This window comes from Microcella sp., assembly GCF_025808395.1.
Lineage (GTDB): Bacteria > Actinomycetota > Actinomycetes > Actinomycetales > Microbacteriaceae > Microcella.
The window spans coordinates 2,429,773-2,446,226 of record NZ_CP075524.1; the positions used below are offsets into that span (position 1 = coordinate 2,429,773).

Genomic DNA, 16,454 nt, shown 5'->3' on the forward strand with positions numbered 1-16,454 from the left:
TCGACGACCACCCCCAGCGCGCCCCGACTGAGCACCTTCAGGGCCATCGCCCGCATCTACCCCTACGCCAAGCCGGCCATGCCGTGGATCTACGCGGGCATGGGCGCGGCGCTCGCCGCGGGCATCGTCACGCTCGTCATCCCGATCGTGCTGCAGGGCCTCGTCGACGGTCCGCTCGCGACGGGCGACCCCGGCCAGATCTGGCCCGCGGCGATCCTCGTGCTCGTGCTCGGCGTGCTCGAGGCCGTGTTCATCATGCTGCGCCGCCTGTTCGTGCTGACCCCCGGCACCCACATCGAGGCCCGCATGCGCAACGGCCTCTACGCGCAGTTGCAAGACCTGCCGGTCGCCTTCCACGACCGCTGGCAGTCGGGCCAGCTGCTGAGCCGCGCGGTGAGCGACCTCAACCTCATCCGCCGCTGGCTGTCGTTCGGCTTCGTGCTGCTCATCGTCAACTCGATCACGATCGTGATCGGCTTCGTGGTGCTCATCAACTGGAGCCTCTGGCTCGGACTGCTCTTTCTCGTCATGAGCATTCCGCTCTGGATCTACGGCTACCTGTTCGAGAACAAGTACTCGGTCATCGCGCGCCGCGCGCAAGACCAGCAGGGCGACCTCGCCACGGCGGTCGAAGAGAGCGTGCACGGCATCCGTGTCTTGAAGGCCTTCGGGCGCGGCAAGCACTCGCTGCTGAAGTTCGCCGACCAGGCTGAGCTGCTGCGCGGCACCGAGATCGAGAAGGCCAAGGCGATCGCCGGCATCTGGTTCTGGCTGCTGCTCATTCCCGACGTCGCGTTCGCCCTGTGCCTGCTCGGCGGCGTCGCGCTCGCGTCGGCCGGTGAGCTCACAGTGGGCGAGCTCTTCGCCTTCTTCGCGACCGCGACAGTGCTGCGCTTCCCGATCGAGTCGATCGGCTTCCTGCTCTCGATGACGTTCGATGCGCGCACGGCGACCGACCGCTTCTTCGAGGTCATGGACGAGATCAACACCATCACCGACCCCGAGTCGCCGAGCACGATCGCCTCGCCGAGCGGCCGGCTCACGTTCGAGAACGTGGTCTTCAGGTATCAGGATGCTGCTGCCGACACCCCCGGAACCCTCAACGGCATCGACCTCACCCTCGAACCCGGCGAGACCATGGCGCTCGTCGGCATCACGGGCAGCGGCAAGACGACGATGACCGCGCTCGCCACGCGCTTGTACGACGTGACCTCGGGGCGGGTGCTGCTCGACGGCGTCGACATTCGCGACCTCACGCGCGAAGAGCTGCGCCGCCACATCGCGATGGCCTTCGAAGACGCGACGCTCTTCTCGGCGAGCGTGCGCGACAACGTGCTGCTCGGCCGGCCCGAGCTCACCGACAGCGACTCGCCCGAGGCGGCGGCCGAGGCAGAGCGAGTGCTCGCCGAAGCGCTCGACATCGCGCAGGCCGACTTCGTGCACAGCCTGCCCGACGGCGTCGACACGACCGTCGGCGAAGAGGGGCTGAGCCTCTCGGGTGGGCAGCGGCAGCGGCTCGCGCTCGCGCGCGCCGTCGCGGCGAACCCCGCCGTGCTCGTGCTCGACGACCCGCTCAGTGCGCTCGATGTCGACACCGAGGCCCTCGTCGAGGCGGCGCTGCGGCGCGTGCTCGCGACGACGACGGGTCTCATCGTCGCTCACCGCCCCTCGACCGTGCAGATGGCCGACCGCGTCGCGCTGCTGCAAGAGGGCCGCATCACCGACGTGGGCACTCACAGCGAGCTGCTCAAGCGCAACGAGCACTACCGCTACGTGCTGTCGTCGCTCGAAGACGAAGAGCTCGCGACTGCCGAGCGCGTCGACCGCGAGCTCAAGCTCGCCGAGCAAGAGGGCCGACGGCGCGACGCCATCGACCGAGAGAGCAGAGTCATCGACAACGAAGGCGAGGTGACCCGATGAGCGTCACAGGAGTAGAAGGCGAAGAGCGCGATGACTTCTCGCGCGCCGAGTCGAAGCAGATTCGCGCCCGGTCGTTGCGGCTGCTGGGTTCGCTCGTGCGCCCCTTGCGCTGGCGCATCGCGGGCACGATGGTCGTGCTCGTCATCTCGATCGCCCTGCAGGTCGCAGGCCCGGCGCTCATCGCGCTCGGCATCAACAACGGCCTGCCGGCGCTGCTCGAGCAGAACGACTGGATGCCGGTCGCACTCGTCGTGGGCGCCTACGTGTTCACGGGCATCGCTGGTGCCTCACTCGCTGCCGCCTTCCAGGTGATCAGCGCTCGGTTGAGCCAGGCGATTCTGCTCGACCTGCGCAAGCGCGTCTTCTTGCACACGCAGCGGTTGTCGCTCGAGTTTCACGAGTCGTACACCTCGGGCCGCATCATCGCGCGCCAGACGAGCGACCTCGACTCGATTCGTGAGCTGCTCGACTCGGGGCTCACGCAACTCGTCTCGGGCATCCTGTACATGGGGTTCACGGCGGCGGCACTCGTCATTCTCGACCCCGTGTCGGGCATCGTGCTCGCCGTGTCGCTCATTCCGCTGCTGGTGCTCACGCGCTGGTTCCAGGTGCGCTCGCAGAAACTCTTCCGGCAGACGCGCGTGGCCTCGGCCCGCCTGATCGTGCACTTCGTCGAGACCATGACGGGCATCCGTGCCGTCAAGGCGTTCCGCAAAGAGCCCCGCAACGAACGCCAGTTCGCCGACCACGTCGAAGACTACAGAGATGCGAACGCCCGCGTGATTCGGCTGTTCGGCATCTTTGACCCGGGCCTTGTGCTCATCGGCAACGTCACGGTCGCGGCGGTGCTCGTCGTCGGCGCTTTCCGTGTCGTCGACGGGGCGTTGCTGGTCGGCTCGCTGCTCGCCATCGTGCTCTACACGCGCCGGTTCTTCGACCCGGCCGAAGAGATGGCGATGTTCTACAACTCATACCAGTCGGCCGCTGCCGCGCTCGAGAAGATCTCGGGCGTGCTGGAGGAGAAGCCGGGCGTGCCCGACCCGACGACGCCGATCGACCTGTGGAAGGCGCGCGGCACCGTGCACTTCGACCAGGTGCGCTTCTCGTACAACGACGAGGCCGTCGTGCTGCCCGAGCTCGAGCTCACCATTCCCGCCGGGCAGACGATCGCGCTCGTCGGCACGACCGGCGCCGGAAAATCGACGCTCGCGAAGCTCATCGCGCGCTTCTACGACCCCACCGAGGGTGCCGTGACGCTCGACGGCGTCGACCTGCGCAAGCTGCACCCGAAAGATCTGCGGCGCGCGATCGTCATGGTGACGCAAGAGGCCTACCTGTTCTCGGGCACGGTCGCCGACAACATCGCGCTCGGCAACCCCGAGGCGAGCCGCGACGAGATCATCGCCGCGGCGAAGGCCGTCGGAGCCCACGACTTCATCGAGTCGCTGCCGAACGGCTACGACACCGACGTCAACAAGCGCGGTGGACGCGTCTCGGCGGGGCAGCGTCAGCTGATCTCGTTCGCTCGGGCGTTTCTCGCCGACCCGGTCGTGCTGATTCTCGACGAGGCGACGGCGTCGCTCGACATTCCGAGCGAGCGCCTGGTGCAGCTCGGCCTGCAGACCCTGCTCGCCGATCGCACTGCGGTCATCATCGCCCACCGACTCTCGACGGTGGCGATCGCCGACCGGGTTCTGGTCATGGAGCACGGCCGCATCATCGAAGACGGCACGCCTGCTGAGCTCATCGCCGGCACGGGCAAGTTCGCCCAGCTGCACGCCGCCTGGCGCGAGTCGCTCGTGTGACACCTAGCCCCGCTGCGCCTCGCCTGCCCGGGAACATCTCACCCGCGCCGGAACGGCAGAGGTGCTCCCCGGCGGGTGCGACGCACGTTCACGGCGGCCGGGTAGGGTTCGGCACGTGAGCGATCAGCCGACGGATGCTGCGCCCGAGCCCGAGCGTGCGGAGGCGCCGCCGCACCGCCCCGAGGGCACGCCACTCGAGGTGCTGCGCGAGTTCACGGTGCTCGGCCTCACCTCGTTCGGCGGACCGGTGGCGCACCTCGGCTACTTTCGCGAGCGGCTCGTGCTGCGGCGCCGGTGGATCACCGAGCAGGGGTACGGCGAGCTCGTCGCCCTCGCGCAGTTCTTGCCGGGGCCGGCGTCGAGCCAGGTCGGCTTCGCACTCGGGGTGCACCGAGCGGGGGTGCTCGGCGGGCTCGCGGCGTTTCTCGCCTTCACTCTGCCGAGCGCGGTGCTGCTCGTGCTCGCCGCGCTTGCCGCGCCATTGCTCGACGGCCAGATCGCGCAAGGGCTCGTCGCAGGCCTGAAGGTGGTGGCCGTGGCGGTCGTGGCTCACGCGGTGTGGGGCATGGCGCGCACGCTGACCCCTGACCTGCGTCGTGGGCTCATCGCGCTCGGGGCGGCGCTCGCTGTGCTGCTCGTCGGCACGGGTTGGGCGCAGATCGCCGCGATCGCGCTCGGAGCCGTGGCGGGCCTCGTGCTGTGCCGTGCGGGTGTCGAATCGATGAGCGATCGGCTGAGCATCCCGATCTCACGTGTCGTGGGAGCGGCGTGCCTCGCCGTCTTCGCCGTGCTGCTGCTCGGCCTGCCCGTGCTGGCGGTGCTCGCGCCGAGCCAGCCGGTGGCGGTGGCCGACGCGTTCTTCAGGGCGGGCGCGCTCGTGTTCGGGGGAGGGCACGTCGTGCTGCCGCTGCTCGAGACGGCGGTCGTCGGGCCCGGCTGGGTCAGCAGCGAGCAGTTTCTCGCCGGCTATGGTGCCGCGCAGGCCGTGCCGGGGCCGCTCTTCACCTTCGCCGCCTACCTGGGCGCGACGATCGCGCCGGGCGCCGAAGGGCTGCTGCTCGCCGCGATCGCCCTCGTCGCCATCTTCGTGCCCGGTTCGCTGCTCATGGTGGGGGTGCTGCCGTTCTGGGGCGCGCTGCAGTCTCGGCCGTCGGTGCGCGCGATCGTGCGCGGGGCGAATGCGGCCGTGGTGGGCATTCTCGCCGCCGCGCTCTACGACCCCGTCATGACGAGCGCGCTCGTCGACGTTTCGACCATCGGTCTCGCGGTCGTGTGCACGGTGCTGCTCATCGTGGTGCGGGTTCCGGTGTGGGCGATCGTCATCATCGGCGCCGGCGGCGGCATGCTGCTCTCGGCGTTCTGAGCGTTCTTATCGCTCGACGGCGCCGACGTGCAGCGCGACGACGCCGTAGCCGGGCACCGTCGCCGTGAAGCGCCCCGCCCCGTCGACCTCGATGAGCTCGCCCGACACCACGTCGCTGTAGCGCCCGGCAGCGAGCGAGGTCTCGAAGGTGGCCTCGGTGCTGGTCGCGCCGGCATTGAAGGCGACGAATCCGTAGGCACCGCGCCCGAAGCCGGTGACCGCTCGCAGCGCGCGATCGTCGAACGTCACGGCGTCGGTCAGCGGCGCATCGCCGACCGCCGAGCGGAAGGCGAGCATGCCCTGCACGAGGGTCCACCGCTGCGGGCACACCCACGCTCCGGGGTCGTAGCGCGGCTGCGGGGCGGCCGAGGCGCCCTCGCACGTCGCGGGCAGCACGGCTCCGGCGTCGTCGAGGCGCGGCCCCGCGTCTCGACCCACGAAGGCGTAGCCGCTCGTGAGCTGCGGCGTGCCGTAGGGATGCGCGAGCAAGAAGGCGAGGCCGAGGGCATAGCGATCACCGTCGGCGTACGAGAGCGTCTCGCCGTTGCGCTCGGTGTCATGGTTGTCGACGAAGCTGATCGACTGCTCGCTGGGTGTTGAGCCGCCCTCGGGCCCGAAGACCACGCGAGGGTTGAGTCGGCCGCTCTCGACCATGCTCGTGATCGTGCGGGCGGAGGTGAACTCCCAGACGTGCCCGTTGCCGAGGTACTGCTCGGGGGTGATGGGCTCGCCTTGGCCGCGGATGACCTCTTGATAGATGCGCGTGCCCGAGGGCAGCCCGGCGACGATCGCGGCGATGTCGGCGGCGGGCATGTGCTTGGCGGCGTCGATGCGAAAGCCTGCAACTCCGAGCGAGAGCAGATCGTCGAGGTAGGCCCGAAGTCGTTCGCGCACGTGGGTCTCGCCCGTGCGCAGGTCGGCGAGGTTCACGAGCTCGCAGTTCTGCACCTCGGCCTCGTCGCGATAGTCGATGATGTCGCCGGTGGGCGACTCGGTGCACTGGTGAAAGTCGTCTGGCCCCCAGATGCCGGGGTAGTCGTAGTGCTCGAAGGCGCTGCCGGCCCATCCCACGCCGGGTGTTCCGAGCCCGGTCATGTGGTTGATGACGGCGTCGGCGACGATGTCGACGTCGTGCTCGGCGCAGGTCGCGACCATGGCGGCGAATTCGTCTCGTGTGCCGAGCCGCGACTCGAGCTGGTAGCTCACGGGCTGATAGTGCACCCACCACTCGTCGCGCACGACGTGCTCTTGGGGTGGGCTCGTGAGCACCCAATCGATGCCGATCTCACCGAGTGCGGGGCATTCGGCTTCAATGGCGGGCCAGGTCCATTGAAAGAGCAGGATGCCCGCGTCGCGTGAACCGGCCGGCTCGGGCGGCGCGGCCGTGGTGGTGCAGCCTGCGGTGATGAGCAGCGCGGCGGCCGCGGTCGCGGCGAGCAGTGCGCGGTGCATCGCGAACCCCCTCGTTCGCGCTCACGATCTGCAAGCGCTTGCAGATACTGTACATCGGCGCGGCGCTGAGGCCGCGGCAACGACTACTTGCGCAGCCCCGCGGTGTTCTCGGCGATCGCGACGAGCGCCACGTTGACCTCGACGAGCATGCGCGCGAGCACGATCGCGACGAGGGTGGCGATCGGCACGAGCACGAGAGCCCCGAGAATCGTGAGAATGCCCGAGATGGGTTGCGCGTTGACCGGCCCCGTCATGAGCCCGACGCCCATCACGACCACGCTGAAGAACGTCACGAGCCCTGCCAGCAGAATGCTGATGAGCAGAATGCCGTAGATGAATCCGGCGATGCGACGGGTGATGAAGGTCGTGAACCTGAAGTCGACGAGCGCCTTGAAGAAGCCCGGAACAGCGCTGACGTCGAGCGACAGCGTCTGCTCGGCCGGGGTGGCCGCGGGGGGCGACGCCGGCGTGGGGGCTGCCGCAGCAGTCTTCGGCTTGCGCGCGTTCGCGGGGGTGGTGGGCGAGTCGGTCACGAGAACCTCCGGAGGGTCAGGATGCACGGCGCACGCCGTCTGGGGCCACGGTATCGCCGCAGACCGTCGAACGCTATGACGACGTGCGCGTGGGCGGGTCGTCGTCGCGCCACGGCGCCCAGCGCGCCGCGGCGAGGTCGAGCCGATAGTCGAGCTCGCCGCTCGTGCCCGAGCGCACCGGCGTGCCCTCGGCGAGGTAGTGCTCGAGTGCCGCTCGCTCGTGGCCGGCAGGCGGCCGCCCGTCAGCCCGCACGACCCGCCACCAGCAGACGCTCGACCCCTCCATCGCCATGACCCGCCCGACCGCGCGGGCACCGCGCGACCCGAGCTCGGCGGCGACGTCGCCGTAGGTCATGACGCGACCCGTCGGAATGCGGTCGACGACGAGCAGCACCGCGGCGCCGAAGTCGAGGGCGGTGCGGTCGAGCGAGTCGTCGGGCGCAGCGCTCGCGGAGGGCATCCGTCGACGGCCCCGATCAGATGGTGAGGGCGCCGATCTTCTCGCCGTACTCGGTCTCGCCGATCTCGACGAAGCCGATGCGGCGGAAGAACTCGCCTGGGCCGTCATCGCCCGTCTCCCAGATGACGGTCACTGTCGAGAAGCCGCGCGCGCGTGCTTCGTCGGCGAGGGCGTGGGCGGCGAACTTGCCGATGCCTCGACCCTGCACGCTCGCGTCGACGTTGATGCGCCAGATGCAGCTGCGAAACTCTTCGCGCGGGTGGTCGGGGTCGAAGTTGCCGCGCACGAAGCCGACGACGTCGTCGCCGTCGAGCACGACGCGCGCCCACGTCGTGGTCGGGTTCACATAGGCGTCGGCTTCGGCATACGAGACCGGAGTCACGAACTGCTCTTGCCCCGGCCGGAGGGTGAGACCGTTCGCCGCCACGATGGTCTTCGCCGACAACTCTTCCAGTCTCAAATCACCCATGACCCCAGGGTAGACGGAACCGCCGAGCCCCGGGGCCGTCGATATATCTTGATGTCGAGATACCGCCCGGAAACGATAGGCTGAAACGCTGAACCGCAGTACTCGAGGGAAGGAATCGCACGTGGAGAAGATCAAGGTCGAAGGAACCGTCGTCGAACTCGACGGCGACGAGATGACGCGCATCATCTGGCAGTTCATCAAAGACCGTCTGATTCACCCCTACCTCGACCTGACGCTCGAGTACTACGACCTCGGCATCGAGCACCGTGACGCCACCGACGACCAGGTGACGATCGACGCGGCGCACGCGATTCAGAAGCACGGCGTCGGCGTCAAGTGCGCCACGATCACTCCTGACGAGGCGCGTGTCGAAGAGTTCGGCCTCAAGAAGATGTGGCGCAGCCCGAACGGCACCATCCGCAACATTCTGGGCGGGGTCATCTTCCGCGAGCCGATCATCATCTCGAACATTCCCCGCCTCGTGCCGGGCTGGAACAAGCCGATCATCATCGGCCGCCACGCTTTCGGCGACCAATACCGTGCCACCGACTTTCTCTTCAAGGGCGAGGGCACGCTCACGGTCGAGTTCACACCGAAAGACGGAGGCGAGCCGCAGAAGTTCGAGGTCTTCCAGTCGCCGGGCGACGGCATCGCTCAGGTGCAGTACAACCTCGACGCCTCGATCGCCGACTTCGCGCGGGCCTCACTCAACTACGGCCTCGCGCGCGGCTACCCCGTCTACCTGTCGACCAAGAACACGATTCTGAAGGCCTACGACGGCCGCTTCAAAGACATCTTCCAAGAGATCTTCGACACCGAGTTCAAGGCCCAGTTCGACGCCGCGGGCATCACCTACGAGCACCGCCTGATCGATGACATGGTCGCCTCGGCCATGAAGTGGGAGGGCGGCTATGTCTGGGCGTGCAAGAACTACGACGGCGACGTGCAGAGCGACACGGTGGCGCAGGGCTTCGGCTCGCTCGGCCTCATGACGAGCGTGCTCACGACCCCCGACGGCAAGATTGTCGAGGCCGAGGCCGCTCACGGCACGGTCACGCGCCACTACCGCCAGCACCAGCAGGGCAAGCCGACGTCGACCAACCCGATCGCCTCGATCTTCGCGTGGACTCGCGGGCTCATGCACCGCGGCAAGCTCGACGGCAACCAGGCCCTCATCACCTTCGCCGAGACGCTCGAAGACGTCGTGATCACGACGGTCGAGAGCGGCAAGATGACGAAAGACCTCGCGATTCTGGTGAGCGACGACCAGGCCTACCTGACGACAGAAGACTTCTTGGCGGCGCTCGACGAGAACCTGCAGCAGCGTCTTGGCTCGTAGTCACTGATCGAACGAGTGGATGCCCGGGGCTGCGTGCCTCGGGCATCCGTCGTTTCGCTGTCTCTCGTCGGCCACTTGCACGCATATACCCCCAGGGGTATTATTGACCCGCGCGTATCCGCGCACCGAACGAAAGGCTCGCCCATGTGCTCACCTGCCCGATGCTCCGCGTGCGGAAAGATCACCTGGTCGGGATGCGGCCAGCACATCGCGCAGGCGCTCGAGGGAGTGCCGAGCGATCAGCGCTGCACCTGCTGACACGATCACCGCTGCCGAACTCGCCACCGGGCTGAACGACGGTGCCCGCGGCAGAGAAGCCCTTTCGGCCCTGGCGGAAGAGCGAGCGGCGCGATAGACCTGACGCTGTGACTCGACTGCTCGCGCTCACCCGGCGGTTTCCGCTCGTGGCGCTCACCCTCGTGGTCGGCGTCGTGGCCGGGGTGCTCGTCGCGACCGTCGGCGAACCCGCCGCTCGATGGCTCATCTCGATCTACGCCCTGGCCATCGCGGCGCTTGAAGCCGTGCACATGATTCGCGGGCTGCTCGCGCGGCAGTTCGGCCTCGACGTGCTGGCAGTGATCGCGATCGTCAGCACCGTCGTCGTGGGGGAGTACTGGGCGAGTCTCATCATCGTGCTCATGCTCACCGGGGGCGAGGCGCTCGAGGTCGCAGCGGCGGGTCGGGCGCAGCGCGAGCTGCGCGCACTGCTCGATCGCGTGCCGCAGCGAGCGCACCGCGTCGACCCAGATGGCACAGTCGTCGACATACCCGCAGCCGATGTTCGCGTCGGCGACCAGCTGCTGGTGCGACCGTCAGAGATCGTCGCGGTCGACGCGGCACTGGTGAGTGCGAACGCAAGCTTCGACGAGTCGTCGCTGACGGGCGAGAGCCTGCCCGTCGACAAGGTGGCCGGAGACCCGGTGCTGAGCGGATCGGTCAACGGCTCAAGTGCCGTCACCGTGATCGCGACGGCCCTCGCCGCAGATTCGCAGTACCAGCGCATCGTCGAACTCGTGCGGGAGGCGGCCAGCAGCAAGGCGCCGCTCGTGCGGCTCGCCGATCGCTATGCCCTGCCGTTCACCGCGGTGTCGCTGGCCATCGCCGCGCTCGCGTGGGCCCTGAGCGGCGACCCCGTGCGGTTCGCCGAGGTGCTCGTCGTCGCCACACCGTGCCCTCTGCTCATCGCAGCGCCGGTGGCCTTCATGGGAGGCATGAGCAGCGCCGCCAAGCGCGGCATCGTCATGAAGAACGCCGGATCGCTCGAGAAGCTCGCTCGAGCACGAACCGTGGCGTTCGACAAGACCGGAACCCTCACCGCGGGCCGACCCGAGGTTGTCGGCGTGCACCCTGAGCCGGGCGTCGACACCGATGAGCTGCTGCGCCTGGTCGGCTCGATCGAGCAGTACTCGTCGCACGTGCTCGCCCTGTCGATCACGCAGTCGGCGGTCGACCGAGGCCTGACCCTCAGCCCGTCGACCGACGCGAGCGAAGCGGCCACATTCGGAGTCGCCGCGACCGTCGAGGGTCGCCGCGTCGTCGTCGGCAAGCCTGCTTTCGTCGCTGAGCACGCGCCCGACCTCACGATTCGGCCGATCGAGAGCGGCGAGGCCGTGGTCTACGCGGCGGTGGATGGCCGATTCGCGGGCGTGCTCGTGCTGCGAGACGAGGTGCGCGACGATGCGGCCGACACTCTCGCGGCGCTGCGCGAGCTCGGAGTCGAGCGCGTGCTGCTGGTCACCGGTGATGTCGAGGCGACCGCGGCGCCGATCGCGGCCCGACTCGGCATCAGCGAGGTGCACGCAGAGTGCCTGCCAGGCGACAAGGTGCGCATCGTGCAGCATGCGCGGCCTCGCCCGGTCATCATGGTCGGCGACGGCGTCAACGACGCGCCGGTGCTCGCCGTCGCCGATGTCGGCATCGCCATGGGGGCAAAGGGCTCGACGGCGGCGAGCGAGTCGGCAGACGTCGTGATTCTGCTCGACGACATCTCGCGCGTCGCGCGCTCGGTCGCGATCGGGCAGCGCACGGTGCGCATCGCCCTGCAGAGCATCTGGCTCGGCATCGCGATCTCTGTCGGGCTCATGCTCATCGCGGCCGTGGGCCTGCTGCCCGCCATCGTCGGGGCGGCCCTGCAAGAAGTTGTCGACCTCATCGCCATCGTGGGTGCGCTGCGAGCGGTGCGCGCGGGCGACGCGCCCGTGCCGGGGCTCGACACTCGAGCTCGTGCCGAGAACGCCGTCGGCCCCGAACCTGCGAGTTCGGGGCCGACAGATGGTGCTGGGGTGGCGGTCTAGGCCGAGACCTCCTGGCGGTCTCCGCTCGTGGCCACCTCGATCTTGCGCGGCTTCGCCTTCTCGAGCACGGGGATCATGACGCTGAGCACTCCGTTCTCGTAGTGCGCCGAGATCTGCTCGGTGTCGATGTCTTTGCCGAGGGTCAGCTGGCGCAAGAAGGCGCCCGCTGCGCGCTCGCGTGCGAGCCACTGCACGCCCTCGTGCGAGCGCGCGGTGCGCTCGGCACGGATCGTCAGCAGCTGGCCGTCGACATCGACGTCGACCGAACCGGGGTCGATGCCGGGCAGGTCGGCGGTCAGCACGTAGTGGTCGCCGTCGCGGTAGAGATCCATCGGCATCACGCGCGGGTTCTCGCGGCGGTCGAGCAGGTTCGCGGCGACGCGGTCGAGCTCGCGGAACGGGTCGAAGATCATGCTCATCGTTGTCGGTCTCCTTTCACGTCGCCCGCCTCAGGCGGGTCGGGGTTCAAGAGTTGAGTCGGTGTGACTCAACTACCGAAATGTTAGCACTCGGCATGCGAGAGTGCCAAGGGTTCGCGCACGGCGAAACCCCTGATGAGCGGCCGTTGTCGACGCGTCAGTACCCGGCGAAGTAGTCGGTCTTGACGCGCTTCGCCCCGGCCCGGCGCAGCGCAGAACGGCCCGCAGACACCAGCCCGGGCGCCCCAGACACGAATGCCCGCCGCGACGCGATGTCGGGCACGGCGGCGAGCAGGGCATCCGGTGTCATGTCGTCTCGCCGCATGACGACGAGTCGCGCGCCCGCCGCCTCGATGACCTCGCGGTAGAGCACCTCGTCATCGTTCGACGGCACGACGATCACGACGATGTCGCGCTGCTCGCCGCGAGCAGTGAGGTCGGCGAGCTGGCTGGCGAATGGGGTCATGCCGATACCGCCGGCGAGCATGACGAGGGGGATGCTTGCATCGCGCGGCAAGGTGAAGTCGCCCGCGATCTGGGTGGCGGCAATACGGGTGCCCGGCTCGAGCGCGGCGAGCGCGGCCTTGAACGAGCTGCCGCCCTCGGGGGTGCGCATGCCGATCGAGAGCCGGGGCGCAGGTGAAGCCGCAAGCTGCGGAGCCGACGCTATCGAGAACGTGCGTCGCATGCCGCGGATGTCGGCCTTGTGCGGCAGGTGCAGCTCGAGGTACTGCCCCGCGTCGAACCGCAGTGGCCGCGAGGGGGTGAAGTGCCACTCGGTCGCCGTGGGCGAGAGCGGGCGGCTCTCGCCCACGCGCACCGAGAAGCCGGTGCGGCGCGAGAGGCCGAAGGCCACGAGGTTGCCGACCACGAGTGCGAGCTCGGGCGACGTGTAGATCGGCCCGAGGCTGAACGGCACCGAGAAGACTACGGCGACGACCGCCGCTGTCAGCCACTGCTGCCAGCGGAGGGGTGGCAGCGTCAGCGGTTCGCTCAGCATGAAGCCGGCGAGAAAGACCACGGGCAGCAGCAGCAGCACCGTCGTGAGCGCCCCGAACGGATCGGTGCCCGTGGCGACCAGTCGCGCACCGACGATGATGACCGCGAGCACGACGAACACGAGACCGACATCGACGCGGCGGGTTCGATCGAGCAGCAGCAGCGCACCCAAGGCCACGATCGGCAGCAGGGCCGGGGTCGCGATCCACCACACTCCGACAGCCTGCCCAGTGTAGTAGCCGATCACTCCGGTGATGAGCACCCCCGCCGCAGCCGGGTTCAGAATGTGCCGACCACGCCACACGATGAGGTACTTCGACAGTGCTGCGATCACCCCGGCGCCCGCCGCGGCGATGAGGCCTGCCGTCGTGAGGCTCGGCAGCACGAGGCACGTGACGATGAGCGCGGTGATGACGCTCGACTCGCGGTGGGCGACCGTTCGTGCCAGCCGTGCCGCGACCTCGTTGGCGCCGAGCGCCGCCACGAGCACGACCCCGAGCGTGCCCAGAATGGCATAGGGGTCAGGACCGATGGCGCCGAGAAAGGCGAGCACGACGGCGAGCGCGAGCACGGCCACGAGCGTCATCGTGGCCAGGCGGTACATGCTGACCTGGCCGGTCACGGCATCCAGTCGTGCTCTCATGCGAACAGCTCCCCGGTGAAGTTGGCGCTCGCCTCGAGGCGACCGTCGATGGTCAATCGAACCCACTGCAGGTCGAACTCGGCGGCAAGGCGCGCCGGTTCGGTCACGAAGAGCGCCGTCGCCAGCGCATCGGCTTCGAGAGCGGTCGCCGCCACGACCCACGTCGCGAGCACCTCGTCGGTCGGCCTGCCGGTCACCGCATCGACGATGTGGTGCAGGCCGTCGCCCCACGATCGCCGCGTGATCGCCGAGGCGCAGACTGCGGCGTCGCGCACGTCGACGACGCCGATCGCCTTCGACGCATCGACGGGGCTCTCAAGCGCGACCCGGATGCTGCGCTCACCCCGCACGCGCACATCGCCACTGGCGTCGATGAGGGTGTCGGTGACGCCGCGCTCGGCGAGCAGGTCGCCGACGATGTCGACGAGGTATCCCTTGCCGGCGGCTCCCACGTCGAGCATCACCGGAGTGATGGCGTCGAGCTCGAGCCTCTCGGCAGTCGGGCGCAGGCTGATCGTGTCGCTCCAGCGCGGCGCTGCGACGGGCTCGCCCGAGGGCTGCAAGCGGTAGGTCGCGTCGTAGCCGAGCCGCTCGAGCGAGGCGCCGACGAGGGGGCTCAGGCGAGCATCCGTCAGGGCGAAGAGTCGCTCGTAGATCGCCATGAGCGGGCCGGCGTCGGCCGGCAGCCGATGGGTTCCGCCGGAGCGGGCGATGCGGGTGACGAGCGAGTCGTCGCGAAACCTCGACCAGTCGCGGTCGAACTGCTCGATGCGCTCGAGCACGGCGTCGAGGTCGTGCGCGGCGAGCGGCGAGCCGAGGTCGGCGCGCGGAGTGCCGGCACCCCCGACCCCGATGCGCCAGGGCGCTCCGATGGCGTCGAACTCGGTGGCGCTCACCGTCGTCGGCGCGGCGGGCTCAGCGCTCGATGGCATCGGCCTTGATCGCGTCGAGCGCGGCACGGAAGCCGTTGCTGGTCAGCGATGAGCCGGCGACGACGGTGACATCGAGGTCATCGATGTCTTGGCCGATGATGAGGTCGCCGATGCCGCCGGCGAAGAGGCTCTGAAAGTTGGCCGTGGTCGGGTTGTTGGGGTTTGTCGTGATCTCGACGCCGGTGACGACGTCGTTCTCGAGCTCGATCACGACGATGATGTTCTCGCTGCCGTTGGGTGATTCGTAGGTTCCGTTGGCCTGGTAGACGCCGTCTCGGTAGCTCTCGTCGACGGGTTCGGTCACCTCGGCGGCGGTCGAGCACGCGGTCAGGGTGGTGAGCAGGGCGGTGGTCGCCCCGAGGGGGGCGGCGAAGCGGGCCACGGTGGTGCGGCCGCGCGCTGTCAGGGTGCGAGTCACGGGTTCTCCTGATGTCGGTCTGCGGTGCGCTGGGCAGAGCGGGCCGGGCAGGGCACCCAGCGTGCGTTCGTGCACCACTCAGCTTGGCGTCTCTCGTTGCATATTCGCTGTGGGCGCTCGAGGGGTTTGCTGGTGCCCACGCACCCCGATCGCCGAGAAGACTTGCAATTTGTTTGTTCGTAAGGTGTACTAACAAACATGACAACGGATGTCGCCGGCTTCGGGCAGCGCCGGGCGCTGCGCCCCAGCACCAAACTGCTGCCCGAGCAGGCCCGCGCGCACAACCGATCGCTCGTCTTGCAGACCCTCTACCGCAACGGTCCGCTCAGCCGGGCAGACCTCGCCCGCGAGACCCGACTCACGCGCGTCACCGTCGGCGACCTCGTCGCCGAGCTCATCGACGAGTCGCTCGCCATCGAGCTCGGCACGCGCGTCGACGGCAACCGGCCGGGCAAGCCGGCGACCCTGCTCGACCTGCACCGAGACGGCCACCGCATCGTCGGCCTCGATCTCGGCGACACCGACGTCTTCCGCGGCGCCGTGCTCGATCTCGACGGCACGATTCTGCATCGCCACGACGTGGATGCTCGCGCCCTCACCGGCGCCGCAGCGACCCGCGCTGTGCACGAGCTCGCCACGGCCCTCATCGCCCTCGCCGATCGCCCCGTGCTCGGCGTGGGCATCGGCAGCCCCGGCGTCGTCGACCTCGATGGCACGGTGCTGAGCGCCCCGAACCGCGGCTGGCGCAACGAAGCGCTGCAGCGCGACCTGCAGCTCGCGCTCGGGGTACCCGTCATCGTCGCCAATGACGCCAATGCGGCCGTGCTCGCCGAGTTCGGCTTCGGCGGAGCATCGCGCGACCTCATGCTCGTCATGGTCGGGTACGGCGTCGGCGCCGGGCTTCTGCTCGACGGCACCCCGCACTTCGGCCCGCGTTCGGCGGCCGGTGAGATCGGCCACGTCGTCGTCGGCACCGACGGAGGCGAGCCGTGCGCGTGCGGCAAGCGCGGCTGCCTCGAGACCTGGCTCGCCGTGCCGCGGTTGCAGGCGCGCATCAGCGCGGGTGAACCCCGCGACGAGGTGCTGCGCCAAGCCGGCGAGCGCCTCGGCATCGCCCTCGCCCCCGTCGTCGGGGCCCTCGACCTCAGCGAAGTGGTGCTCTCGGGCCCCGCAGAACTGCTGGATGGACCGCTCGCCCAGGCGACGGTCGACACCCTCCGTGACCGCACGATGGAGCAATTCCACGGTGCGCTCACGGTGCGCATGACCGCGCTCGGAGCAGACATCGTGATGCGCGGAAGCGCCGTCATGGTGCTCTCGGCGCGACTCGGAGTCTCGTAGCACGAGGCTCCCGCATCACCGGACGCCGGCGTTCGCCGGAGACCATCGCCCTAGGAAAGGAACACAG

The 16,454-nt window shown here is 69.0% G+C and carries 14 protein-coding genes; 6 read left to right on the top strand and 8 right to left on the bottom strand.

The genetic code is table 11. The features are described 5' to 3' along the window. Positions 1–78 precede the first annotated feature (78 nt). From KIT89_RS11865 to chrA, 3 genes are all read left to right on the top strand, one after another. The gene (locus KIT89_RS11865) at positions 79–1,920 is read left to right on the top strand and encodes an ABC transporter ATP-binding protein (RefSeq protein ID WP_297603964.1); all 1,842 of its coding nucleotides are present in this window, start codon (positions 79–81) and stop codon (positions 1,918–1,920) included. Next, entirely contained in the window at positions 1,917–3,725 is a 1,809-nt protein-coding gene (locus KIT89_RS11870; protein WP_297601914.1) for an ABC transporter ATP-binding protein, read from the top strand. Before KIT89_RS11865 ends, KIT89_RS11870 begins: the two co-directional genes overlap by 4 nt. Positions 3,726–3,924: 199 nt before the next feature. After that, positions 3,925–5,088: a chromate efflux transporter gene (gene chrA / locus KIT89_RS11875; protein ID WP_367275891.1), complete on the top strand. Its 1,164-nt coding sequence runs from the start codon at positions 3,925–3,927 to the stop codon at positions 5,086–5,088. A gap of 6 nt (positions 5,089–5,094) precedes the next feature. Here the strand turns inward: chrA and KIT89_RS11880 are convergent, their stop codons facing one another. From KIT89_RS11880 to KIT89_RS11895, 4 genes are all read right to left on the bottom strand, one after another. Then, positions 5,095–6,540, bottom strand: a complete 1,446-nt coding sequence (locus KIT89_RS11880) for an alpha-amylase family protein (RefSeq protein WP_297601918.1) — start codon at positions 6,538–6,540, stop codon at positions 5,095–5,097. Positions 6,541–6,623: 83 nt separating this feature from the next. After that, positions 6,624–7,073 carry a DUF4282 domain-containing protein gene (locus KIT89_RS11885; protein ID WP_297601920.1) on the bottom strand — a complete coding sequence of 150 codons (450 nt, stop codon included), beginning with the start codon at positions 7,071–7,073 and terminating at the stop codon, positions 6,624–6,626. A 73-nt stretch (positions 7,074–7,146) separates the two neighbouring features. Beyond that, on the bottom strand, positions 7,147–7,533 hold the full coding sequence (locus tag KIT89_RS11890) for an MGMT family protein (RefSeq protein ID WP_297601922.1): 387 nt from the start codon (positions 7,531–7,533) through the stop codon (positions 7,147–7,149). A 16-nt stretch (positions 7,534–7,549) separates the two neighbouring features. Then, entirely contained in the window at positions 7,550–8,002 is a 453-nt protein-coding gene (locus KIT89_RS11895) for a GNAT family N-acetyltransferase (RefSeq protein WP_297601923.1), read from the bottom strand. 121 nt (positions 8,003–8,123) lie between these two features. Between KIT89_RS11895 and KIT89_RS11900 the strand changes: the two genes are divergently transcribed. After that, entirely contained in the window at positions 8,124–9,341 is a 1,218-nt protein-coding gene (locus KIT89_RS11900; RefSeq protein WP_297601924.1) for an NADP-dependent isocitrate dehydrogenase, read from the top strand. A 365-nt stretch (positions 9,342–9,706) separates the two neighbouring features. Continuing rightward, complete coding sequence (locus KIT89_RS11905; RefSeq protein WP_297601925.1) at positions 9,707–11,635, top strand: heavy metal translocating P-type ATPase; 1,929 nt, start codon at positions 9,707–9,709, stop codon at positions 11,633–11,635. Here KIT89_RS11905 and KIT89_RS11910 read toward each other — a convergent pair. The 4 genes from KIT89_RS11910 to KIT89_RS11925 all read right to left on the bottom strand — a co-directional run bounded on the left by KIT89_RS11910 (position 11,632) and on the right by KIT89_RS11925 (position 15,046). Next, positions 11,632–12,054: an Hsp20/alpha crystallin family protein gene (locus KIT89_RS11910; RefSeq protein ID WP_297601927.1), complete on the bottom strand. Its 423-nt coding sequence runs from the start codon at positions 12,052–12,054 to the stop codon at positions 11,632–11,634. The genes KIT89_RS11905 and KIT89_RS11910 overlap by 4 nt on opposite strands. Before the next feature lie 157 nt (positions 12,055–12,211). Continuing rightward, entirely contained in the window at positions 12,212–13,696 is a 1,485-nt protein-coding gene (locus tag KIT89_RS11915; protein ID WP_297601928.1) for an FAD-dependent oxidoreductase, read from the bottom strand. Continuing rightward, on the bottom strand, positions 13,693–14,628 hold the full coding sequence (locus KIT89_RS11920; protein WP_297601930.1) for an FAD:protein FMN transferase: 936 nt from the start codon (positions 14,626–14,628) through the stop codon (positions 13,693–13,695). Before KIT89_RS11920 ends, KIT89_RS11915 begins: the two co-directional genes overlap by 4 nt. Continuing rightward, on the bottom strand, positions 14,612–15,046 hold the full coding sequence (locus tag KIT89_RS11925; RefSeq protein WP_297601932.1) for a hypothetical protein: 435 nt from the start codon (positions 15,044–15,046) through the stop codon (positions 14,612–14,614). Before KIT89_RS11925 ends, KIT89_RS11920 begins: the two co-directional genes overlap by 17 nt. Positions 15,047–15,244: 198 nt before the next feature. Here KIT89_RS11925 and KIT89_RS11930 point away from each other — a divergent pair, with 198 nt between their 5' ends. Further along, entirely contained in the window at positions 15,245–16,387 is a 1,143-nt protein-coding gene (locus KIT89_RS11930; protein WP_297601934.1) for an ROK family transcriptional regulator, read from the top strand. Positions 16,388–16,454: the final 67 nt, after the last annotated feature.

Excerpts from the sequence above, each read along its gene's own strand:
- KIT89_RS11915 (WP_297601928.1), bottom strand. The coding sequence starts at position 13,696 with ATGAGAGCACGACTGGATGCCGTGACCGGCCAGGTCAGCATGTACCGC.
- KIT89_RS11920 (WP_297601930.1), bottom strand. The coding sequence starts at position 14,628 with ATGCCATCGAGCGCTGAGCCCGCCGCGCCGACGACGGTGAGCGCCACC.
- KIT89_RS11930 (WP_297601934.1), top strand. The coding sequence starts at position 15,245 with ATGACAACGGATGTCGCCGGCTTCGGGCAGCGCCGGGCGCTGCGCCCC.
- KIT89_RS11870 (WP_297601914.1), top strand. The coding sequence starts at position 1,917 with ATGAGCGTCACAGGAGTAGAAGGCGAAGAGCGCGATGACTTCTCGCGC.
- KIT89_RS11890 (WP_297601922.1), bottom strand. The coding sequence starts at position 7,533 with ATGCCCTCCGCGAGCGCTGCGCCCGACGACTCGCTCGACCGCACCGCC.
- KIT89_RS11910 (WP_297601927.1), bottom strand. The coding sequence starts at position 12,054 with ATGAGCATGATCTTCGACCCGTTCCGCGAGCTCGACCGCGTCGCCGCG.
- KIT89_RS11895 (WP_297601923.1), bottom strand. The coding sequence starts at position 8,002 with ATGGGTGATTTGAGACTGGAAGAGTTGTCGGCGAAGACCATCGTGGCG.
- KIT89_RS11865 (WP_297603964.1), top strand. The coding sequence starts at position 79 with ATGCCGTGGATCTACGCGGGCATGGGCGCGGCGCTCGCCGCGGGCATC.
- KIT89_RS11880 (WP_297601918.1), bottom strand. The coding sequence starts at position 6,540 with ATGCACCGCGCACTGCTCGCCGCGACCGCGGCCGCCGCGCTGCTCATC.